This is a genomic window from Streptomyces mayteni (genome assembly GCF_054783955.1).
This window is the reverse complement of the sequence record NZ_BAAGPR010000055.1, coordinates 1-21747: the sequence shown is the minus strand read 5'-3', so window position 1 is coordinate 21747 and position 21747 is coordinate 1. Positions and strand designations below refer to the sequence as shown.

At 75.0% G+C, this 21747-nt stretch carries 18 protein-coding genes; 7 read left to right on the top strand and 11 right to left on the bottom strand.

What is annotated here, in order from left to right:
- Positions 1–4: 4 nt before the first annotated feature.
- Both ACYVPE_RS22975 and ACYVPE_RS22970 read right to left on the bottom strand, forming a co-directional pair.
- Positions 5–601: an OsmC family protein gene (locus tag ACYVPE_RS22975; RefSeq protein WP_461035575.1), complete on the bottom strand. Its 597-nt coding sequence runs from the start codon at positions 599–601 to the stop codon at positions 5–7.
- 121 nt (positions 602–722) lie between these two features.
- A complete protein-coding gene (locus ACYVPE_RS22970) occupies positions 723–845 on the bottom strand; it encodes a putative leader peptide (RefSeq protein ID WP_461035574.1) in 123 nt (40 codons plus the stop codon).
- Positions 846–981: 136 nt separating this feature from the next.
- On the opposite strand from ACYVPE_RS22970, the gene ACYVPE_RS22965 reads away from it, so the two are divergent.
- Positions 982–2076: a serine hydrolase domain-containing protein gene (locus ACYVPE_RS22965; protein WP_461035573.1), complete on the top strand. Its 1095-nt coding sequence runs from the start codon at positions 982–984 to the stop codon at positions 2074–2076.
- A 21-nt stretch (positions 2077–2097) separates the two neighbouring features.
- On the opposite strand, the gene ACYVPE_RS22960 is transcribed toward ACYVPE_RS22965, so the two are convergent.
- On the bottom strand, positions 2098–2931 hold the full coding sequence (locus tag ACYVPE_RS22960; protein ID WP_461035572.1) for a MerR family transcriptional regulator: 834 nt from the start codon (positions 2929–2931) through the stop codon (positions 2098–2100).
- Positions 2932–3035: 104 nt separating this feature from the next.
- Here ACYVPE_RS22960 and ACYVPE_RS22955 point away from each other — a divergent pair, with 104 nt between their 5' ends.
- Entirely contained in the window at positions 3036–3977 is a 942-nt protein-coding gene (locus tag ACYVPE_RS22955) for an NAD(P)-dependent oxidoreductase (protein ID WP_461035571.1), read from the top strand.
- Here ACYVPE_RS22955 and ACYVPE_RS22950 read toward each other — a convergent pair.
- Positions 3961–4419 carry an Lrp/AsnC family transcriptional regulator gene (locus tag ACYVPE_RS22950; protein WP_461035570.1) on the bottom strand — a complete coding sequence of 153 codons (459 nt, stop codon included), beginning with the start codon at positions 4417–4419 and terminating at the stop codon, positions 3961–3963. The two genes, ACYVPE_RS22955 and ACYVPE_RS22950, sit on opposite strands and share 17 nt — an antisense overlap.
- A gap of 63 nt (positions 4420–4482) precedes the next feature.
- On the opposite strand from ACYVPE_RS22950, the gene ACYVPE_RS22945 reads away from it, so the two are divergent.
- Both ACYVPE_RS22945 and ACYVPE_RS22940 read left to right on the top strand, forming a co-directional pair.
- Positions 4483–5190, top strand: a complete 708-nt coding sequence (locus ACYVPE_RS22945; RefSeq protein WP_461035569.1) for an AzlC family ABC transporter permease — start codon at positions 4483–4485, stop codon at positions 5188–5190.
- On the top strand, positions 5183–5512 hold the full coding sequence (locus tag ACYVPE_RS22940; protein ID WP_461035568.1) for a branched-chain amino acid transporter permease: 330 nt from the start codon (positions 5183–5185) through the stop codon (positions 5510–5512). The genes ACYVPE_RS22945 and ACYVPE_RS22940 overlap by 8 nt, the downstream gene beginning before the upstream one ends.
- 21 nt (positions 5513–5533) lie before the next feature.
- Here ACYVPE_RS22940 and ACYVPE_RS22935 read toward each other — a convergent pair whose 3' ends face one another.
- Entirely contained in the window at positions 5534–6445 is a 912-nt protein-coding gene (locus tag ACYVPE_RS22935; protein ID WP_461035567.1) for a serine hydrolase, read from the bottom strand.
- Entirely contained in the window at positions 6442–7347 is a 906-nt protein-coding gene (locus ACYVPE_RS22930; protein ID WP_461035566.1) for a LysR family transcriptional regulator, read from the bottom strand. Before ACYVPE_RS22930 ends, ACYVPE_RS22935 begins: the two co-directional genes overlap by 4 nt.
- 121 nt (positions 7348–7468) lie before the next feature.
- Between ACYVPE_RS22930 and ACYVPE_RS22925 the strand changes: the two genes are divergently transcribed.
- Together ACYVPE_RS22925 and bla are read left to right on the top strand one after the other, a co-directional pair.
- Complete coding sequence (locus ACYVPE_RS22925) at positions 7469–9400, top strand: penicillin-binding transpeptidase domain-containing protein (RefSeq protein WP_461035565.1); 1932 nt, start codon at positions 7469–7471, stop codon at positions 9398–9400.
- A 180-nt stretch (positions 9401–9580) separates the two neighbouring features.
- Complete coding sequence (gene bla / locus ACYVPE_RS22920) at positions 9581–10510, top strand: class A beta-lactamase (RefSeq protein ID WP_461035564.1); 930 nt, start codon at positions 9581–9583, stop codon at positions 10508–10510.
- Positions 10511–10571: 61 nt separating this feature from the next.
- On the opposite strand, the gene ACYVPE_RS22915 is transcribed toward bla, so the two are convergent.
- From ACYVPE_RS22915 to ACYVPE_RS22900, 4 genes are all read right to left on the bottom strand, one after another.
- Positions 10572–12926: an MMPL family transporter gene (locus ACYVPE_RS22915; RefSeq protein ID WP_461035563.1), complete on the bottom strand. Its 2355-nt coding sequence runs from the start codon at positions 12924–12926 to the stop codon at positions 10572–10574.
- Positions 12927–13034: 108 nt separating this feature from the next.
- On the bottom strand, positions 13035–13628 hold the full coding sequence (locus ACYVPE_RS22910; protein WP_461035562.1) for a TetR/AcrR family transcriptional regulator: 594 nt from the start codon (positions 13626–13628) through the stop codon (positions 13035–13037).
- A 233-nt stretch (positions 13629–13861) separates the two neighbouring features.
- Complete coding sequence (locus tag ACYVPE_RS22905; protein ID WP_461035561.1) at positions 13862–14539, bottom strand: lytic polysaccharide monooxygenase auxiliary activity family 9 protein; 678 nt, start codon at positions 14537–14539, stop codon at positions 13862–13864.
- A gap of 122 nt (positions 14540–14661) precedes the next feature.
- Positions 14662–15360, bottom strand: coding sequence for an NAD(P)H-binding protein (locus tag ACYVPE_RS22900; RefSeq protein WP_461035560.1), 699 nt, complete (start codon positions 15358–15360; stop codon positions 14662–14664).
- 67 nt (positions 15361–15427) lie between these two features.
- Here ACYVPE_RS22900 and ACYVPE_RS22895 point away from each other — a divergent pair, with 67 nt between their 5' ends.
- Positions 15428–15844 (top strand): hypothetical protein, encoded by a 417-nt coding sequence (locus tag ACYVPE_RS22895; protein ID WP_461035559.1) that lies wholly within the window; start codon positions 15428–15430, stop codon positions 15842–15844.
- Here ACYVPE_RS22895 and ACYVPE_RS22890 read toward each other — a convergent pair.
- Positions 15810–21747: amino acid adenylation domain-containing protein (locus ACYVPE_RS22890; protein ID WP_461035558.1), on the bottom strand; the 5938-nt coding region annotated here is incomplete at its 5' end. The genes ACYVPE_RS22895 and ACYVPE_RS22890 overlap by 35 nt on opposite strands.

Here is a 21747-nt window from a genome sequence, read left to right as displayed (position 1 = left end):
TGCGTCAGCCCTCCTGCGGGCCGCCGTTCAGCACCACCCTGCCGGTGATCTGCTGCGGGTTGAGCAGCAGGTTGTAGATCGGGCAGTTGCGTTCCACGGCCTCGTGCAGCTCGCGGATGCGCTCCGCCGAGGCCGGGGACGTGACCCGCACGGTGTAGGTGATGTGGTGCGGGTAGATCGGCACCTCCTCGAAGCCCGGCGTTCCACCCCGGGGTTCGTGATCGGCCTCCACCTCGACGTCCAGCGCGTCCAGCGGAATCCGCAGGTCGGCGGCCTGGATCAGGAACACGTGGGTGAGGCAGCTGCCGAGCACGCCCAGCTGGATCTCCGGGGAGGCGGGCCCCAGATCGTAGCCGGCGAAGTCGGCGCCGGAGTCGCTGATGATCTGGTGGTGCCGGATCCGGATGCGCCGCACGCCGCTGCGGGACTCGGCGGTGGCGGTGGCGCGGAGGTGGTTGGCCCCCTCGCGCGGGGTGGCCTTCGCCGCCTCCCGCCTGGCGAGCAGCGCGGCGCGCTTGACCTCCAGATAGGCGCGCAGCCCGGGTTGCGGGTCGTCGGCGGTGTCGAGGATCGGTTCGTCCGTCTGCGGGGTGGTGGTCACGTGATGACGTCCTTCCATGACGGCCGGGCGCGCGGGCGCGCACGGCACGAGAGAGGGAATGCGATGGGGAGAAGGGGGTGAGCGGCGAGCCGCCCTCAACGGGCGACGCGGGCACGGGAGTTCAGGCGCGACAGAGGGAGCCGGAGACCCGCAGCAGGTCGATGTGGCGGCGCAACACCCGGGCCAGGCCGGCCAGTCGGGCGGGGGCGTCACACGAGCGACATGCCACGACGTGTCCTCCCATGCGATCCGATCCCCGCACAAAGCCTGATATCTCCGAAGCCAACCAGGGGCCCCTCCGCACGTCAAGCGCCGTTCCAGCCCGTGGACATCGTGGCGAACCATTGCCGCGCATACCCCATGGGGGTATCGTCCGGGGCATGGATGTCGAGGGGTTCGTCGCGAGCGGGTACGAGCGGGTGCGGGAGGTCTTCCAGGGGCTGGTGGACGAGGGGCGGGAGACCGGGGCGGGCGTCTCGGTCTGGCGGGACGGGCGGGAGGTCGTGCGGCTCGGCGGCGGCTGGGCCGACGCGGGGCGCCAACGCCCCTGGTCCGCCGACACGTTGGTGATGCCGTACTCGCTGTCGAAGACGTTCGTCACGCTCGCCGCGCTGGTCGCCGTCCGGGACGGGGCCATCGGGCTCGACGAGCCGGTCGCCGGGCACTGGCGGGAGTTCGGCGCGCGCGGCAAGGACCGCACCACGCTGCGGCAGATCCTCGTCCACCGGTCGGGGCAGCCGCGGTTCCCCGCCGAGGCCGCCGGTCTCGACCCGCTGGACGACGCCGGGTTGCGCGCGTCGCTCGCCGCGGCCGCGCCCGAGTATCCGCCGGGCACGGGGCTCGGGGAGCACGCGCTGACCTACGGCCACCTCGTCGACGGCGCGCTGCGGGCCGCCACCGGCGCCACGTTGGGCGAGGTGTACGACGGGGTGGTGCGGCCGGCGCTCGGGCTCGACGCGTGGTTCGGGGTGCCGGAGGCCGCGTCGGGGCGGGTCGCGGAGCTGGAGTTCGCGCACCCCGACTGGCCGGAGCGGCTGCACGCGGCGCCCTGGCTCCGGATCCCCGCCGGCCCGCTCGACCTCGCGCTGACCAACTCGCCCGGCTGGCGGCGGTCGGTCTTCGGCGCCGTCAACCTGCACACCACCGCGACCGCGATGGCCGGGTTCTTCGCCGAACTCACCGACGGGGCGGGCCCGGTCGCGAGGCTGCTCGGCCCCGAGCTGCACGCCGAACTCCTCGCCTCCCAGGTCACCGGCTTCGACGAGGTCTTCGGCACCCGGCTCACCTGGACGCTCGGCCTGGTCCGCGACCGCGGCAAGATAGCCAAGGGCGGCATCGGCGGCTCGGCCGCCTGGTGGTCGCTCCGCCACGGGCACGCCGCCGCCTATCTGACGCGCCGGCTCGACGACCACTCCAGGGCGGCCGCGATAGCGACCGCCCTGGGAGACGACCTGCGGGTGGTCGGCGAGGACTGACCCCCGTGGGGCGCCGGGCCGTCAGGCCGGGGTCACCGGGGCCTGGAGCTCGGTCACCCAGTCGTCCCGGTTCTCCGGGCACTCCAGGGTGACCTCCCTCGGATAGCCCGTCGACCGGTAGCCGTGGGCGTCGATCCAGCGGCCCAGGGCCTGGGCGGTGGGCACCACCGCGTCCATCGAGCCGCGGTGCACGATGGTCGCCGCCTGGTCGAGTACCGGCAGGTCGAGTACCCGGAAGTCGCCGTCCGCGCTCCCGTCCCGGAGCGGCGCGGAGACCTGGACGGCGGCGTGCACGGTGATCCGGCCGCCGCCCTCGGGGGCGTCCTCGTAGGAGGCGACGCCGGGCCCGGTGGGGGTGACGCCCGCCGCGGCCAGGCGGCGGAACAGCTCCTCGTAGAGGGGGCCGATGACCGGGCCGATGTCGTCGGGCCCGAAGCTGGCGGCGGTCCCGGTCAGCTCGGCCACCCGCACGGCGGGCACGGTCCTGAGGATGACGTCGTCGGTGGGCATGTGCCCCTCGCTCTCGATCGATCGGAGCCGCGCCTCGACCTGGACCAGCCGACGCGCCGACGCGGCCATCGTGGCCTCCAGCTCGGCGCGCCGCAGCCGCAACATGCCGCGCAGCTCCGCGACGTCCACCCGCTCGTCGATGATGTCCCGCACCTGCTGGAGCGTGAACCCCAGGTCCTTCAGGGCGATGATCCGGTTGAGGCGGGCGAGCTGGGCCGCGGTGTAGTGGCGGTAGCCGGTGGCGGGGTCGACATGGGCCGGGCGCAGCAGTCCGGTCGCGTCGTAGTGACGCAGCATCCGGACCGACACGCGGCCGTGGCGGGCGAAGTCTCCGATGGTGAACATGACGTCTCCGAGTCGACCGTCTCACACGGTGTGAGAGTCAAGCCACCGGGGTCTCGTGGCACGGGCTACGCTGCCGGCGTCCCCGCGAGCGAGGAGCGTCGAGCATGGCCGCCACCCCCCAGGAGGAGATCGGTTTCGTCGGCCTCGGCGTGATGGGGCAGCCGATGGCGCTGAACCTGGCGGCGGCCGGCACCCGTCTGGTGGTCTGGAACCGGTCGGCCGAGCGGGCCGAGCCGCTGCGGGCGGCCGGCGCGGCGGTGGCGGGCAGCGTCGCCGAGGTGTTCGGCCGGGCCGGGATCGTGATCGTGATGCTGTACGACGAGGCGGCACTCGACGCGGTGTTGGGGCGCGGCACGCCCGGCTTCGCGGGGCTGGTCGACGGCCGGGTGCTGGTCTCGATGGGCTCGCACGCGCCGGAGTACTCGCGGGGGCTCGCGGCGGACGTCCTCGCCGCGGGCGGGCGCTATGTCGAGGCGCCGGTGTCGGGTTCGCGGCGGCCGGCCGAGGAGGGCCGGCTGGTCGCGCTGCTGGCCGGCGATCCGGAGACGGTCGCCGAGGTGCGCCCGGTGCTGGGCCCGATGTGCCGGGAGACGGTGCCCTGCGGCCCGGTCGGCGCCGGGCTGCTGACGAAGCTGGCGGTCAACCTGTACCTCAACACGATGGTCGCGGGACTGGCCGAGGCGACGCACTTCGCCGACCGGATCGGCCTCGACCTCGGCACGTTCCGGGCCGCGCTCGACGCCGGCCAGCTGGCCAGCGACCTCAGCCGGGTGAAGGTCCCCAAGCTGGTGGAGCGCGAGTTCTCGGTGCAGGCCGCGACCGCGGACGCCTTCAACAGCACCCGGCTGATCGCGGACGCGGCGCGCGCCGCCGGCATCGCCACCCCGCTCCTGGACCTGGCGAGCGAGCTCTACGGCGAGAGCGTCGGCCTCGGCAACGGCCGGCTCGACATGGTGTCGGTGATCGAGGCCGTCGAGGCCCGCACCCGGGCGGCGGCCGAGGCCCTGGAGGTGGCCGCAGGAGATCCGGTCAGCCCTCGGTCTTGATCTTCCGCATCGTCAGGTGCGAGGTGACCCGCAGGAGTCCTGGCAGGCCGGTGAGCCGGCCGACGACGAAGGCGTCGTAGGCGTCGTGGTCGGCGACCTGGACGCGGAGGAAGTAGTCGGGCCGGCCGAACATCCGGCGCAACTCGACGACCTCCTCGTAGCCGGCCACGGTCTCCTCGAACACCTCGATGGTCCGCAGGTCGTTCGCGGAGACCTCGACGTCCACCAGCACCTCGAGGCCGCGGCCGACGGCCTCGGGATCGATCACGGCGCGGTAGCCGGCGATGACGCCGGCCTCCTCCAACCGCTTGACCCGGCGCAGGCAGGGCGGTGGCGTCAGGCCGACCCGCCTGGCCAGCTCGACGTTGGTGAGCCGGCCGTCCCGGCGCAGGTGAAACAGAATGTCGCGATCGAGGGCATCAAGGCTCACTTCATTGCTCACCTGACGATCATAGGGTCATAGATGGCAACCATATGAGGGGCGTTTCTTCCTAGAATTTCAGGCATGCCCCTCTCCACGGTCGAGCCCGAGGACCGCGCCGCCGCCCTCCGGGACTCCGGCACGGTGGGGCTCGGCCTGGTCCCGCTCGGCGTCGCGTTCGGGATGCTCGTCACCCAGTCAGGACTCGACTGGTGGTACGCCAGCCTGTTCACGCTCGCCGTCTACGCCGGCTCGTTCGAGTTCCTGCTGGTCGGCCTGGTCGGCGCGCTGGCCCCGCTCGGCACCGTCGCCCTCACCGCGTTCCTGGTCAACATCCGGCACGTCTTCTACGCGCTGTCCTTCCCGCTGCACCGGGTCGAGGGCGGCCTCGCCAGGGCCTACAGCACCTTCGCGCTGACCGACGAGGCGTACGCCCTGACCACCGGCGAGCGCGCCGGGAGCTGGTCGGGCCGGCGCGTCCTCTGGCTCCAGGCGTACCTGCACGTCTACTGGGTCGGGGGCGCCACCGCGGGGGCGCTGCTCGGCGCGCTGATCCCGGCGAGCGTCACCGGTCTCGAGTTCGCGCTGACCGCCCTGTTCACCGTGCTGGCGCTGGACGCCCTCCGGGACCGGCGCGGCGACCTCCCCACCCCGCTGCTCGCGCTGCTCAGCGCGCTGGTCGCCCGGCTCGTCGCCCCCGACCAGCTGCTGCTTGTGGCCTTCGCCCTCTTCACCACCGGGCTGCTGGCCCGCCGGGTCGTCACCCACCGCCGGAGGCCGGCCGATGCCTGAGACGCCCTACCTGCTGGCCGCGGTCGCCCTCTCCGCCGCCGTCACCTGGGCGCTCCGCGCCCTCCCCTTCACCGTCCTCGCCCCGCTGCGCGCCAGCGAAACGGTCCGCCACCTCGCCACCAGGATGCCGGCCGGCGTGATGGTGATCCTGGTCGTCTACTGCCTGCGCGACCTGCCGGTCACCGAACCCCGGGCGCTCGTCCCGCTGGCGGCCCTCGCCACCACCGTCGGCCTCCACCTGTGGCGCCGCGACGCCCTGCTCAGCATCCTCGGCGGCACCGTCGTCCACGTGACCCTGGCCAGCACGGTCCTCGCGGGCTGACACGCGGTTCGGGCGGAGCGTTCAGGCCGCGCGGAGCCAGTCGCGGAGTTGGCGGGCGACGTGGCCCATCAGGGCCTCGGCGGCCGGCTGGCTGCTCGCCGCCACCTGGGACTCGGTCAGCGCCGCCACCGCGTACGCCTGCCCGTCGGCGTGCTTGACCACCCCCACCTCGTGCCGGAGGTTGAGCTGGGTGCCGGTCTTGGACGACCAGGTGGAGGTGTCGGAGACGAAGTCCGGCGCGAGGCGGTGGCGCAGCAGGTTGTCCGCCATCAGGCCACGCAGCCGCTCAGCGACGTCCGGATGAACCTCCGATGGGGTGGTCCACACCGCCTGGAGCAGGTCGACGAAGGCGCGCGCCGTGCCGATGTTGGCCCGCGCCACGTCGAAGTGCGGCAGCCGGTGGCCCCGGCCGGCCGTGCCGGCGTCGATCGCCAGGGCCTGCGCCAGGTGCGCCTCGTCCCCCTGGAACTGCATCCACGGGGTGCCGATCAGGTCGTCCATCAGGTGGCGGATCACGATGCCGCGCAGCCCGAGGCCGTCCATGATCGCCGCGACCCTGGCCGGCGGGGTGAGCTCGAACAGCGCGTCGGCCGCGACGCTGTCGCTGATCGCCATGGAGAGGTAGAGCAGGTCGTCGACGGCGATCCGGGCCGGATGGCGGAAGCGGCTGAGCCCGGTGGGTCCCGGCGCGGTGACGCGCCCCGGCGCGACCTCGAGCGCGGTGGCGCCGTCGAGTTCGCCCAGCCGGACGCGCTCCAGCGTCGCCAGGGCGAGCGGCACCTTCACCAGCGAGGCCACCGGGAACTCGATGTCCGGGTCGATGCCGAGCTCGTCGCCCGTCTCCAGGTCGCGCACCAGGAAGGAGCCGCGCAGCCCGCCGTCCCGCAGCGCCTGCCGCAGCTCCCTGAGCACCGCGTTGGTGCCGCCGCTCATCGCGCCACCCCCGCGGGCTCGGTGGCGCCGAGGCAGCGGGCGATCCCGTCCCCGCACGCCTGCCTGACGCGCGTGGCGTCCGCGTCCGCCTCGTCCGCCACCACCAGCGAGAAGCCCCTGGCCAACCCGGAGTCGAGCTCGCCGAGCGGCCGCCAGTGCAGCCGGAGCTCCCTGGCCTGCGCGGGCGAGCAGAGCAGCGCGTCGCCGTGGCTCAGCACGTCGGCCGTGGCGGCCGCCACCGTGTGGGCGACGGCCAGCTGCGCCGGGCGTAGCCCGACGGCGTCCCGCAGCCGGGTCAGGCCGTCCCTGATGTGCGGCACGTCGTCCTCGGACTGGAGCCAGACGCGGCGGGGCCGCCGGTCGCGGTCGGCGCGGCCGGGCCGGAGGGTGTCCAGGTAGATCGGGCCGCTCCCCGGATCGCCGGCGACGGCGAGGCCGAGCGGCACCGTCCAGGTCGCCTCGGCCGGCGGCAGGGCGAGCAGGGCGGCCCGCACCTGGCGGGACCGCAGCAGCTCGGCGCGGTCGGCGGGCGACGCGGGGCGGGGGTCGAGGCGGAGGCCGTGGCCGTGGGCCTCGGCGATGAAGCGGGCCAGGGAGCCGGTGGGGCAGGTGTCGGGCACGGCCAGCCGCAGCGGCGCGTGCCTGGCGGCCTCCGCCTCCTGCTCCAGGCGGTCGGCCAGCCGCACCAGCTGGGCGGCGAGCGGCAGGATGTCCCGGCCGAAGGGGGTGAGCGCGGCCGGCCGCGACGACCGCTCCAACACGCGCTCGCCGAGATGCCGTTCCAGCGCGGCGATCCGCCGGCTGGCGACGGACTGCGCCATCCGGGCCGCCGCCGCGCCGACCGTGAAACTGCCGCGCTCGCTCACGTTGACGAACGCGCGGCACGCCCCGACGAGATCCATGGGTCCGCATTATGCCAAAGCGGCATGGAACCGCGCGTTCGGGGCTTGGACGCCGCCGACGGCCCGGACGGAGAGTGAGCCGGTACGACGGCGGGGGTTCCCGGAGCGCGCGGAGGATCGCATGAGCACGAGACGGTACGGGTGGCCGCGTGGCAGGGCCGGGGTGGGCGCGGTGCTCGCGCTCGTCCTCGCCGTGCTGGCGGCGGGGGTGGCGCTGGCGCTCAACCGGCGGGACGAAGGGGACGACGGGCGCGCGGCGGCGGCCGACGCGGCCCGCCGGTTCCTCGACGCCTGGGCGGCCGACGATCAGGAAGGGGCGGCCGGGCTCACCGACAACCCGGAGGCGGCCCGCTCGCTGCTGGAGTCGGTGCGGGACAACACCCGCCCCGAGGCGGTGGAGTTCACCGTGACCGGCGAGCCGGAACCGGCGCCGGACGCGGCCGGCGAGAACGGCGAGACCGACGAGGGCAAGCTCGCCGTGCCGTTCACCGCGACGTTCACCCTGGCCGGCCTCGACGCGTGGTCCTACGACTCGACCGCGCTGCTCCGGCCCGACGAAGGGAACGACGCCGGGGGCGACGACGGCTGGTCCGTCGTCTGGGAGTCGGCGCTCGTCCACCCGGAGCTGGCCGAAGGACAGACGCTGGTGCTGTCCAGGCCGGAAGCCGAGCGGGCGCCGATACTCGCGGCGGACGGCAGCCAGCTGGCCGGCCGGGCGACCGTCTGGGACATCGCGGTCCGGCCGGCTGAGCTGACCGACCAGGCAGCGGCTTGGGCCGCGTTGGAGGCGCTGGACGTCGGCATCGACACCGACGCCCTGGCCGACCGGGTGGCCGAGGCGGAGCCCCAGCAGGCCGTCCCGGTGGTGACGCTGCGGGACGCGGTCCACCAGGAGCACGCGGCGGAGCTGGACGCCGTGCCCGGAGTGGAGTCCGTGGAGGGCACCCGGCAGCTGGCGCTCGCCGCGCGGGCCGTGGTCGGCGGCCTCGACCCGGAGTCGGGCGCCGGCGTCTCAGGACTCCAGGAGCGGTACGACGAGCAGTTGGCCGGCACCGGCTCGGCGGCCATGGTGATCGCGGACCGCGCCTCGGGCGCCGCGGTGGAGACCCTGCACGACTGGCCGGGCGGCGAGGCGGGCAGCCCCGTCGAGACGACGATCGACCCGGCCGTCCAGCGGGCCGCCGAGGCGGCGCTCGACGACGCCGGGCGGGAGGGCGCCGTCGTCGCGGTCCGCCCCTCGACCGGAGCTGTGCTGGCCGCCGCCGACTGGCCGGCGGACGGCTTCGACCGCTCGCTGCGCGGGCAGCTGGCGCCAGGCTCCACGTTCAAGGTGCTGACCGCGGCCGCGTTCCTGGAGGGCGGCGCCACGCCCGACGACGTGCTCGGCTGCCCGCGCACCGTCACCGTCGACGGCCAGTCCTTCGAGAACCAGGACGAGTTCGAACTGGGCGAGGACACCACGCTCCGCGAGGCGTTCGCCGCCTCCTGCAACACGGGCCTGATCGCGCACCGCGACCGGTTCGCGCCCGACACGCTGAGCCGCACCGCTGAGGCGTTCGGCATCGGCGCCGCGTGGGACGTGGGCGCCGCCACCTTCGACGGCTCGGTGCCGGCGGCCGAGAGCGACAACGAGCTGGCCGCCTCGATGATCGGCCAGGCGCGGGTCCAGGCCAGCCCGCTGGTGATGGCCTCGGTCGCCGCGACCGTGGCGGAGGGCGCCTTCCGGCAGCCGGTGCTCGTGCCGGCGGCCGTGGACGAGCCGCACCGGGCGTCGGCCGAGCTGGCCCCCGAGACGTTCGAGGCGCTGCGGTCGATGATGCGCGAGACCGTCACGGCGGGCTCGGCCTCCGCGCTGGCCGGCGTCCCCGGCGAACCGCACGGCAAGACGGGCACCGCCGAGTTCGCCGACGAGGACGGCGAACTCTCCACCAACGCCTGGATCATCGGCTTCCTCGGCGAGCGCGACCTCGCCTTCGCCGTGGTCCTGGAGGACGGCGGCTCGGGCGGCAGCGACGCCGGGCCGGTCGCGGCCGCCTTCCTCAACGCCCTCTAGGACCGCTCAGCGAGCCGGACCCACTCCACCCGCTATGCCGGAACGGCATGGAACGGCGCCGCGACGTCTTGGACGGCGCCGCGCCGCCGGCCGGAGGGTGGTCCCGACCGGTGATCACGGCAGTCCCCCCACCCCCACCCCACCCACCGCAGTTCCCTTCCCACGTCCGGAGGCCCATCCATGACCACCCCACCGCGCCTGCGCCGCAACGCCGCCCGGCTGGCCGGCGTGCTCGCGCTCGTCGCGCTCCCGGCCTGCGGCCAGACCGCCGCGCCCGCGCCCTCGCCCGAGGGCGCCGCCATGGTCGCCCCGGTGTCCGCCGCCGACACGGAGCGCGAGTTCGCCGCCCTGGAGCGGGAGTTCGACGCCCGCCTCGGCGTCTACGCGCTGGACACCGGCACCGGCCGCGAGGTCGAGTACCGGGCCGACGACCGGTTCGCCTTCGCCTCCACGTTCAAGTCCCTCGCCGTGGGCGCCACGCTCCAGCGCTACGGCGTCGAGGGCATGGACCAGGTGGTCGAGTACTCGGCGGACGACATCGTCCCCAACTCCCCGGTGACCGAGAACTTCGTCGAGACCGGGATGAGCCTGCGCGAGCTGAGCGCCGCCACCCTCTGGTACAGCGACAACACGGCGGCCAACCTGCTCTTCGACGCGCTCGACGGACCGGAAGGACTGGAGGCCGCGCTGGAGGAACTCGGCGACGACGTCACCGAGATGGACCGCTACGAGCCGGAGCTGAGCGACGCCGTGCCCGGCGACATCCGCGACACCAGCACGCCGCGCGCCCTGGCCGGCAGCCTGCGGGCCTACCTGCTCGGCGACGCCCTGGAGCGGGAGGAACGCGAACTCCTCACCACCTGGATGGCGACCAACACCACAGGCGAGACCCTCATCGACGCCGGCGTCCCCGACGGCTGGACCGTCGCCGACAAGAGCGGCACCGCCGGCTACGGCGGCCGGAACGACATCGCCGTGCTCTGGCCGGAGGACGGCGGCAACCCGATCGTCATGGCCGTCCTGTCCAGCCGCGACCAGGAGGGCGCCACCCGCGACGACGCCCTGATCGCCCGCGCCGCCACCGCGGCCGTGGCCGGCCTGGGCCGCTGACGGCGGAGACGGTGGTCATCGGCCGCGCCGCCGACCACCGTCTCTCCGGCGCCGGAGCCGGCTAGCGCGAGCGGCTCAGGCCGTCGCGGCTCTCCTCCGCGCGGTCGTCGTCGGCGGCGGCCAGGGTGCTCCTGAGGCCCTCGCCCTCGACGTCCACGTTCGGCAGCACCCGGTCGAGCCGCTTCGGCAGCCACCACGCCCGGTCGCCGAGCAGCGCCAGGACGGCCGGGACGATCGTCATCCGCACCACGAAGGCGTCGAACAGGACCGCCACCGCGAGCCCCAGACCGACCATCATGATCATGACCTCCGGGGAGCCGATGAAGCCCGCGAAGACGCTGATCATGATCACGGCCGCCGCGGCGACCACCCGGGCGCCGTGCGCGAAGCCGGACTCGACCGCCTCGCGCGGCCCCGAGCCGTTGACGTACGCCTCCCGCATCCGGCTGACCAGGAACACCTCGTAGTCCATCGCCAGGCCGAAGACGATCCCGATCAGCAGGATCGGCATCAGGCTCATGATCGGCCCGGGCTCCTCGACGCCCAACAGCGAGGCGGCCCACCCCCACTGGAAGACGGCGACGACGACGCCGAGCGACGCGAGCACCGAGACCAGGAAGCCGAGCGCCGCCTTGAGCGGCACCAGGATCGACCTGAACACCAGGATCAGCAGCAGGAACGCGAGCCCGATGACCAGCGCCAGATAGGGCACCAGCGCCTCCTGCATCCGCTGCGAGACGTCGATGTTCAGCGCCGTCTGCCCGGTGACCAGCACGTCAGCGCCCTCGGCTGCCGCGTCCCGCGCCACGTCGCCGCGGATCGCGTCGACCAGGTCCTCCGTGCCGACCGTGGTGGGGCCGGTCGCCGGGATCACCGTGACGGTGGCGGTGTCGCCGGCCGGGTTCATCGTGGCCGGGCTCGCGGTCACCGCCCCATCGAGCCCGCCGAGCGTGGCGGCGACGCCCTCGGCGACCCGCTGCGGCTCCTGAGCGCGGGTCGCGTCCACCACGACGAGCAGCGGGCCGTTGAAGCCGGGGCCGAACGAGTCGGCCAGCATGTCGTACGCCCGGCGCTGGGTGGTCGACCCCGGCTGGGAGCCGTCGTCGGGCAGCCCGAGGCGCAGGTCGGCGGTGGGCAGGGCGACGATCCCGAGCCCGACGATCGCGGTCAGCAGCACGGCGAGCGGACGGCGCGTCACGAACCGCACCCACCGGGCACCGAGCGGCTGCCGGCCCGTCTCCTCCCCGGCCTCCGCGGCCTCCCCGGCCCCCTCCGCGCCCGGCTCGTCGGCCGTCTCGTCCCCCGCCTCTTCCTTCGCCGCCTCCCCCGCCTCGTCCGCCGTCTCCTCGGCCCGCTCGGGGGCCGGGTCGCAGGACCGGTCGGCCGCGAGCCGCTCGCGCCGGCCGAGGATCCGGTCGCCGGCGAAGCCCAGCACGGCCGGCAGCAGGGTGAGCCCCACCGCGACGGCGATCACCACGGCCCCGGCCGCGGCCAGACCCATCTTGGTGAGCATCGGCATGTTCACCACGACCAGGCCGCCCAGCGCGATGACCACGGTCAGCCCGGCGAAGACGACCGCGGACCCGGCCGTGCCGACGGCGACGCCGATCGCGTCGTACGCCGAACGCCCCCGCGACCGCTCGTACTTGTACCGCGAGACGATGAACAGCGCGTAGTCGATGCCCACGGCCAGGCCGATCATCACGGCGAGGATCGGCGTCAGGCTGTCGAGCCCCAGCGCCTCGGAGAGCGCCGCCACCCCGGCGAAGGCGATCCCCACGCCCACCAGCGCGGTCAGCAGCGGCATCCCGGCCGCCACCAGCGAGCCGAGCGCGACCACCAGCACCACGGCCGCGACCACCACGCCCACCACCTCGGTCGGGCCGAGCAGTTCGGGCTCCACGCTGAACGCGTCGCCGCCGCCCTCCACGGTGAGGCCGGCGTCCCGGCCCTCCCGCATCGCCTCGGCGAGACCGTCCCGGTCGGCGTCCGTCAGTTCGGTCGCCGGCTCGGTGTAGCTCACCTGGGTGTAGGCGGTGGAGTCGTCGCCGCTCACCGACCCCTCGGTCTCGAACGGATCGGTCACCCCCGCGACCTTGGGCGAGCTCTGGCCGAGCGCGGCGACGACGTCCTCGACGGCGGTCCGATACCGGTCCGTCGAGATCTGCTCGCCGTCCGGCGCGCGGAAGACGACACGGCCGCTCGCCCCGTCCGCCGCCGGTCCTGGGAAGCGCTCGTCGAGCAGGTCGAAGGCCCGCTGTGCCTCGGTGCCCGGCACACTGAACGTCGTCGTGGCGGCGCCGGAACCGGTGAGCATGCCGGCACCGGCGATCCCGAGGACCACGACCCAGACGAACGACACCAGCCAGCGACGCCGGAAGGACCAGCGCCCGAGCCGGTAGAGAAGGGTAGCCACCGCGAATGTCTCCTATCGGGTGATAAATCGGCCTGGCGAGGAAAGAGCGGGCCCGGCACCCGGGAGTGCCGCCGTCGACCCGGTGGGGGGAGCTTGTCCGCCGCTGAGCTACCGCAGGGCGAGAACGGGGAGGATCACCCGGTCGAGGTACCTGGTGATGGCGTCGAGGTCCCAGTCGCCCGCGTCGACCAGCGGGCCGGCGAGCAGACAACCGATCAGCATGTGCGTCAGATAGGGAACGGCGGGCCCGTCGGCGGGGATCTCCCCGCGCTCGACGGCCGCCGCCACCGCCTGCCGCACGGGCGCGAAGTCCCGGTCGATCACGACCTCGCGCAGCACCGAGAGGGCCTCGGCGTCGGTGAGCGCCGTCCGGTAGAGGCCCACCAGCACCTGGAGGTCGGACTCCCGGTCCGCGAAGTGCGTCAGCCAGTGCCGCAGGTCGCCGGCGAGCGATCCGGCGTCGGCGTACGCCGCCGTCATCGGCCCCGAGGCGCGCAGCGCGCTGGCCACCAGCGTGGGCTTGTCGCCCCACTGGCGGTAGAGCGTGGCCTTGCTGCTCCTGGTGCGGGCCGCCACCTGTTCCAGGGTCAGGCCCTCGTAGCCCTTCTCCCTGATGATCTGCAACGTGGCTTCCAACAGGGCCCGTTCGCGCTCCGCGGTGAGGCGGCTGTAACGCCTGCTGGTTTCCGCCCTGACCGTCATCACCGGCGCCTCCGGGGGGCACACGTCGCTCAGCCCTGTGTCATCGACACGGTGGCGATTCGATCCGCGACCGTTTCGATGACGTGGATGCTGCGAGAGTAGGCCCTCGCCTCACCGGAACGCAAACGAACCGGTCCGACACTCACCGTGTCGAGGGGCGCCGACGAGCGAGGCCCCGCCCGGACGCGGCGCGCGTCCGGACGGGGCCCGAGTGGAACCGGGGTGCGGGTGGCTCAGAAGGTCACGTCACTGCAGAGGAAGTAGATCTGGTCGGCGTGCGACGCCTTCCAGACCGTGTAGACCACGTGGTGTCCCGAGCGTCCCGGCGCGGTGACGTTCGCGGTGTAGTTGCCGGCGGGCGCGTAGCTGCCGGTCGAGGTCCGCAGCTCCAGGTCCGCCCAGTCGAGCGCGTCCGTCTGGGCGTTGTACCCCTGCCTGGTCACGTAGATCCGGAGGTAGTCGGCGCCGTGGAACGCCTGGTCGACCAGGTTGACCGTGAAGTTGGTGGAGATCGCCGAGGTCTTCCAGGCGCCCGGGTTGTCGAGGGAGTTGTACCGGCCGTCCTGCGTGTGGCCGGCGCTGCACAGCTGGTTGTCGGGGATGAAGGCCTGGTAGTTGCCCCCGGTGCCCTCGCGGTACAGACCGTTCCAGTTCCACATGGCGTTGGTGTCGTACTGCCACGCCTGCCAGCACATGGGGTCCTGCTGCTGCATGGCCGGGTTCTGGAAGTCGTTGCCCCAGCGCTGCCAACAACCGTAGTTGCGGGAGACCGGGTTGGAGGTCGAGCCGTGGGCGGAGACGTTCGGGCTCGACCAGGGCGTCACGAGGAGCAGGGCGGCGGCCAGGGCCGCCAGGAGCGCGCGCAGAGTCCAGCCGCGCGCGGCGGTGCGGTCGTATCGATGCGTTAACACTGCGACTCCTGATCCGGAGGGGGGTGGATGTCCGGCTTTGGGAGCGCTCCCAGTTGATGGGTCCTTTTCCTCCGCGATACGGGATTGAAACGTTCTCGGTCCGGGTCGTCGGGCGCGGCGGTTCAGGCGGGGTCGGCCAGGATGCCGGCGACGGCCTCGTGGAGGGTGGTGGCCGGACGGCCGAGCACCCGTTCCAGGTCGTCGGTCACCCGCTCCAGCGCCCCGGACCTGGCCTGCTCCTCCAGCCAGCCAAGCGCTCCCGGCGCCGGCTCGGGGCGCGGCCGGTGCGCGACGCGGCTGCCGGCCAGCCGGGTGAGGGTCGCCGCCAGCCGGGGGTGGGTCCAGGGCTCGCCGGTGAAGTCGTAGGCGCGGCCCAGGTGGTGCTCCTCGGTCAGGACGCGGACGGCGGCCTCGGCCAGGTCGCGGCGGAACGCGGTGTTGATGCGGCGCCCGCCGGTGCCGTCGGGCAGCTCGCCGGCGGCGACGGCGGCCCGCAGCCCGGCGTTGAGGAACGCCTCGCTGTAGAAGGGGTGACGCAGCAGGGTGTGCGGGAGGTCGCCGGCGCGCAGGACGGCCTCGGTGGCGTGGTGGGCCGCGGTGACCCCGTCGGCCCGGGCGTCGGCGCCGAGGAAGCTGGTGTACGCGAGCGAGGCGACGCCGGCGGCGCGGGCCGCCTCGATGGCGGCCCGGTGCTGGGCGACCCGGCGGGCCGGGTCGAGCTCAGGCGAGGAGATCAGCAGCAGCCGGTCGGCGTCGGCGAAGGCGGCGCGCAGGCCGGCGGGGTCGTCGTAGTCGCTCGGCCGGCCGCGAAGATCGGACATACGATCAGGGTAAGGGCCGGTGGGCGTCAAAGCCTTTTTCGGCGGGGCGAGTTGGGGCGGGTGGCGGATGTCGGACGGCGGTACGCGTCCCGGGTCCTCACCGAACGCGACCCGCGCGACCGGGTCCACGCCCCGTCCCGGCCGACTCGCCTGGCTCGCGCCGGTCGGCGTGAACGCCGTGCTCGGCGTGGTCGGCGTCGTGCCGTGCTTCGTGCTGTGGTACTTCCTCTCCAACTACCCGCTCCACGACCTGGGGTTGACCTCCCGTGAGCCGACCGAGAACGACGGGATCGGCGTCGCGGCCTTCGTCCTGCTGCTCGTCGGCGGCTGGTTCCTCGCGGTCTGGGCGTTGAGCAACGTCGCGGTGCGCAGGGGCACTCCGGCGCGGTCGTTGCCCGGGCGGCGGTACTGGGCGACGAGTTGCCTCGTGTCGTGCGCCCCGTCCCTCGTCATCGTGGTCTGGGCCGCCCTCGGCCGGCTGTAGCCGCGGGGCCCGGTTCGACGGCGTGGCCGAGGAGGTGGAGCGGGGCGGCGCGGACGCCGGTGGTCTCGGTGGCGTCCCAGTAGGCGTGGGCGTGGGCGGCGTCGACCAGGCCGTGGACCGGTGGCAGGTCGGGCAGGGCCGCGTGGAGCAGGGATTCGAGCCGGCAGGAGGCGATCGTGTCGGGCAGCCAGGGCTGGGCGGCGTAGCCGGCGGCCGCGGCGGGCGGCAGGTCGGGGGCGATGCGTCGTTCCGTGGTGTCGACGGAGAGCAGGCCGCCGCCGAGGATCAGCACGTCGCGCCGGCGGCGCATCCTGGCGAGGGCGGCGGCGGTGTCGAAGCAGTGCGGGAACGAGTCGTCGACCACGACGGTGCCGGGGCGCAGCCGGTCGACGTCGAGGACGGCGGTGGTGCCGCTGACGGCGGTGACGATCAGGTCGGCCTCGTAGCCGGCGGCGGGCAGTCCTGGCGTGGACTCGGCGGTGTCCACCGGGCCGGCCAGTCCCTCGGCGCGCAACTCGGCGGCGAGCGCCCGGAGTCGGGGCGTGCTGCCGGCGACGTCGCACAGCAGCAGGTGGGCCGGCGGGCGCGGGGCGCGGGTGAGGAGCAGGCGGAGGGACGAGGTGCCGATGGAGCCGAGCCCGACGGCGGCCACGGTCAGGTCGGCGAGGTCCGCGGGATCGGCGGGGTCGTGTCCGGTGGCGGCGAGCGCGGCGTGCACGGTCCTGACCACGGAGACGGCGGTGGCCGCGTGTCCTGTGGTGATCGTCGTCGCCGGGGTGGCGCCCCTGGTGGCGCGCAGCACGTCGAAGCCGTAGCCGGTGTGCGCGGGGATCATGCCGGCCAGCGAGACGCGGCGCGCGCCGAGGGCGGCGGCGTGGGTGACGGCGCGGGCGGCGTGGTTGGTGAGGGCGGGTCCCGGGGCGAGTTCGTCGGCGAAGAGCGGGAGCGCGACGAACGCGGAGCGGCCGAGCGGCGTGTCGATCTCTTCGAGCAGGCGGGGGCCGCCGTCCGGGAAGAGCAGGGTCCGCAACCGCTCGCGGGGCAGCGCCGGTTCCGGCAGTCCGGCGAGCGCCGCCAGGTGTCCAGGGGCCGGCAGGTAGCCGACGAGCGCGGCGTCGGCCCGGGTTCCGCGCCCGCCCCCGGCACGGCGCGGCGGGGCGACGGCGGCGGCGAGCTCGTCGCGCAGCGTGCGGGTGAACGCGGCGAGGGCGGGCGGGTCGAGGACGGTGGCGGGGGCGCGCACGGTGAGGCGTAGCCCGTCGCCGACGGGGCGGGCGGCCAGGAACAGGTCGGTGCCGGCGGGCGGTGCGGCCAGCTCGGGGTCGGGGTCATGGTCGTCCCAGTCGAGGGTCAGGGTCGCGCCGGCGGTCGGGCCGAGGGCGGAGAAGTCCAGGTGGCTGAAGAGGAACTGGGTGGTCCTCGGCAGCCCCTCGGCCGGCCGCTCGCCGCCGACGCCGTGGGTTCTGGCGGCGACGGCCTCCTCGGCGATCTGCCGCAGGTCCTGCTGGAAGGTCGCGGGGCGGGGGGTGGCGGGCGGGTGCGCGGCGGGGCGGAGCGGCACGACGGTCGCCAGTGGGCCGAACAGCCGGTCGATGTCGGGGAGTCGGTGGTCGCGGCCGGTGACGGCGAGTCCGATGACGAGGTCCCGCTGCCCGGTGAGGGCGGCCAACGCCCGGTAGTAGGCGGTCAGGACGGGGGCGTGGGTGGTGGCGCCGACGGTGGCGGCGAGGCGGCGGAGCCGGCCCGTCAGCTCGGCGTCCAGGGTGAGGGCGGCGGAGCCGAACTCGCCGCCGCCGGGGCCCAGTTCCGGGCGTCGGTAGGGGGCGTCGTGCCGGGCCCGCCAGGCGTGGGCCGCCGCCGGGTCCTGGCCAGGGTCCCGGCCTGGATCGTGGTGCTGGAGCAGGGCGACGTACTCGCGGAACGTGGCGCGTGGCGGCGGGGGTTCGGCCGGATCGCCGTGGCCGGCGAACCGGTCGTAGGCGGCGAGGAGTTCGCGGCCGAAGAGCGCGGCGCTGTAGCCGTCGCCGATGAGGTGGTGGGCATGGACGAGGAGCGTGTGCTCCTCGGGGGCGGTGGTCAGCACCCGGAGCCGCAGCAGCGGCCAGGCCCACGGTTCGAACCGGCGCGCGCGTTCGTCGGCGACCCGTTCGTCGATCAGCTCGGGCGACAGCAGCGTCTCGAACTCGACCGGGAGCCGCAGCGCGGGCGGCAGTTCCTGCTGGACGGGCGGGCGGGCGCCGGCCGGGAACACGGTGCGCAGCATGGGGTGGCGGGCGACGAGGGCGTCGACCGCGCGCTGGAACGGCTCGGGGCGCAGCGGGCCGCGCAGCCGCAGCCGGGCGAGCCAGGCGGATCCGGAGCCGGGCGCGATGGCCTCGGCGAGCAGGAAGCCGCGTTGGGTGGGGGTGACGCGGTACGGGCTGGCGGCCGACTCGTGGTCGGCGGGCGTGGGGGTGGGGGCGGGGACGGCCTGGTCGACGGCGGTGGCGAGGGCAGCGAGCGTGCTGTGCCGGTAGACGACGGTCGGCCTGGGCAGGGCGGCGCCAGGCCGCTCCCGCTCGTTCGCCTTCTCCAGGCGCGCGAACACCTCCAGGACGAGGATGGAGTCGCCGCCGAGCGCGAAGAAGTCGTCCTCGCGGTGGACGTGCGCGACGCCGAGCACGTCGGACCAGATCCGGGCCAGGACGCGCTCGGTGGGCGTGGCCGGCGGAGTGCCGGCGTCCGTGCCGGCCGTTTCCTCAACGGGCACGGCCGGCGCGTCGAGTCGGCGGCGGTCGACCTTGCCGGTGTCGGTCAGCGGCAGCGCGGCCAGCACGTGGAACCGGCCGGGAAGCAGGTACTCGGGCAGCGTGCCGGCCAGGTGGGCGCGGAGTCGCGTCGGCTCCGGCGCCGGCCCGTCCCCGCGGGGTTCCACGAAGGCGACGAGCCGGCCGTCCCGGTGCAGCACGGCGGCCCGCGCGATGGCGGGATGGGTGGCCAACGCGGCCTCGATCTCACCCGGTTCGACCCGGTGGCCGCGGATCTTCACCTGGTCGTCCAGGCGGCCGAGGAACTCGAGGACGCCGTCCGGCCGTTGCCTGACCCGGTCGCCGCTGCGGTACCAGCGGCCGCCGTCGTCGAGCACGGTGAAGGCGGCCGCGGTGCGCTCGGGGTCGTCGAGGTATCCGGGCGTCAACCCGAGGCCGCCGATGAGCAGTTCGCCGGCCTCGCCGGGGGCCAGGCGGCGGCCGTCCTCGGCCACCACCGCCACCCGGGCGCCGGCCACGGGCCGGCCGATGGGCAGCTGGCGCACGTCGTCGCCCGGGCGGGCGTCGACGAGGTGGTAGGTGGCGTTGATGGTGGCCTCGGTCGGCCCGTACAGGTTGGCGATGCGGTGACCGGTCCCGAACAGGTCGTACCAGCGGCGGACATGGTCGGCCGGGAGCGCCTCGCCGCCGACGTGGATCCAGCGCAGCGCCGCCAGGTCGGGACGCGGCCCGCCGCGCCGCACCCGGGTCTCGGCGGCGGTCAGCAGCCGTTCCCACAGCGTCGGCACCGAGCTCCACACGGTGATCCGGTCGCGGACGACCCGGTCGAGCAGCGCCTCGGGATCGCGGACCAGATCCCGCGGCAGGGTGTGCACGGTGGCGCCGACCAGCAGCGGGGCGAGCAACTGCCGCACGGACGCGTCGAAGCACACGGAGGCGGTCTGGGCCAGCCGGTCCCCTGGCCGGTAGCCGAAGGTGTCGACGGCCCAGTCCAGGTAGTTCGCCATCGCCCGGTGGGTGATGGGCACGGCCTTGGGGTGGCCGGTGGAGCCCGAGGTGAAGAGGGTGTAGGCGATGGCGTCGGGGGCGGGGTCCTGGCCGGCTCCGCCGGTGGCCGGCGCTGGTGTGGGGTCGTCGACGGCCACCGCCGTCACGCCGTCGAGCGCGGCGGCGGTGCCGTGGGTGGCGGCGTGGCAGACGACGGTGGTGGCCGACGTGCGGCGGAGTTGCTCGGCCAGGCGGGCGGCCGGGTGGGTGGCGTCGAGCGGTACCCATCCGGCGCCGGCGCGCAGGACGCCGACGACGCCGACGACGGTGTCCGCGCCCGGCTCGACCAGCAGGCCGACCAGGTCCCCAGGCGCGACGCCGCGGGCGCGCAGCCGGGCGGCGAGCGCGGCGGAGGCGCGGTCGAGCGCGCCGTAGGTCAGGGTGGTCGTGCCGGTGTCCACCGCGACGTCGTCGGCGGCGGCCAGGAACCGGGCGCCGAGGCGTTCGACGATCCCGCCGCGCGGCCCGATCTCCTCGGTGGGCTCGGGGAGTTGGGCGAGTTCGGCAAGGAACTCGTCGGCCAGCCGCGCCACGGTGGCCCGTTCGAACAGCTGGGCCGGGTAGTTCCAGGAGAACCGGAGGGCGCCGTCGCTCTCCCAGCAGAGGAGGCCCAGGCGGGTGGCGGCGGACGCGGTGCGGGCGGCGGTCGGCCGGACGGTGACCGGGCAGTCCGGGTCCACGGAGACGGGAAAGCGGGCGAAGCTGAACCCGGCCGGCGACGCGGTGCGCGGCCCGGCGCCGGCGGGGGGCAGCAGCCTGGCGATGTCGAGGCTGCCGAGCCGGGCGTGCCGTTCGGCCTCCAGCCAGGTAGCGCGGAGCCGTTGGGCCAGCGCGGGCAGCGGCTCGTCCGGATCGACGGCGGCCAGCAGCGGCAACGTGTCGGCGAGCGGACCGACCAGCCGGGCGGCCGTGGCCGGCAGGTTCTCGCGGCGCGCGCGGGCCACGTTGACCGCGATCTCGCGCCGCCCGCTCCACCGCGCCAGGCAGCGCGCGTACGCGGCGAGCAGCAGGTGGAACGGCGTGACACCGTGGGCGGCGGCCAACTCGCGGAGCACGGTGGTGAGTCGGGGGTCGGTGGCCGCCGACTCGTGCGCGGCGAGCGGCGCGGCCGGTGGTGCGGTGGGGTCGCCGTCCCAGGGCAGTTCGGGCGGGCCGGCGTGCGGGGCGTGCGGGGCGTGCGGGGCGGGCGCGGCGAGCCGGTCCCGCCAGTACCTGCGGTCCTCCTCGAAGCGGGGCGTGGCGCGCTCCGCCTCGGTGGCCGCGACGACATCCGTCGCGAAGTCGGCCGCGAGTGGCGGCAGTTCGGGTGCCCTGGCGTGGGCGAGGGCGGTGTAGACCGACCACAGCTCCTCGCTCAGCACGTTGAGGCTGTACCCGTCGGCTGCGGCGTGGTGCAGCAGGAGCAGCAACTGGGCCACGTCGGCCCGCTCCCGCACCAGCACGGCGCGCACCGGTGCCTCGACGGCCAGGTCGAACGGCCCGTTGCACAGCGCCTCTTCGAGCGCGGCGAGCGGCCGATCCGCGTCCCGGACCTCGTACCAGGACGGCGCGGGATGCGGCTCGGGCGGCACCACGCGCTGGTGGTCGTCGTCGATCCGCAGCCGCAACATCGGGTGCCGCTCGGCGACCACCGCGAACGCCCGGCCGAGCAGACCGCTGTCCAGGGGGCCTTCGACGGTCTGCCGCACATAGGCGTAGGCGGTGACGTCCGGGTACAGCCGGCCGTTGGTGTGGAAGGCGCGTTGCACCGGCGTGAGGGGCAGCCGCGTCGCCGCGCCGCGGTGGGGCGCCGGCGGCTCGGCAGTGGTGGGCGGCTCGGCCGCCAGCCGGGCGGCCAGCTCGGCGATCGTCCGGTGCTCGAAGAACAACGTGGCCGGCAGCGTCCGGCCGAGCTCGGCCTCCAACCGCCGCACGAGATCCACGGCGGTGAGCGAGTCCAGCCCCATGCCGAGAAACGACTCGTCGTCCCCGACCTCCTGCGGCGGCCGCCGCAACGCCTCCCCCACGAGGCGCCGCAGAACGCCGCGAACGGGCGGCCCACCGGGCGCGGCGGCTTCGGCCGCGGCGGGGTCGGCGTCGGCCGGCCGCGCCGCGCCGCCGGAGGCGGCG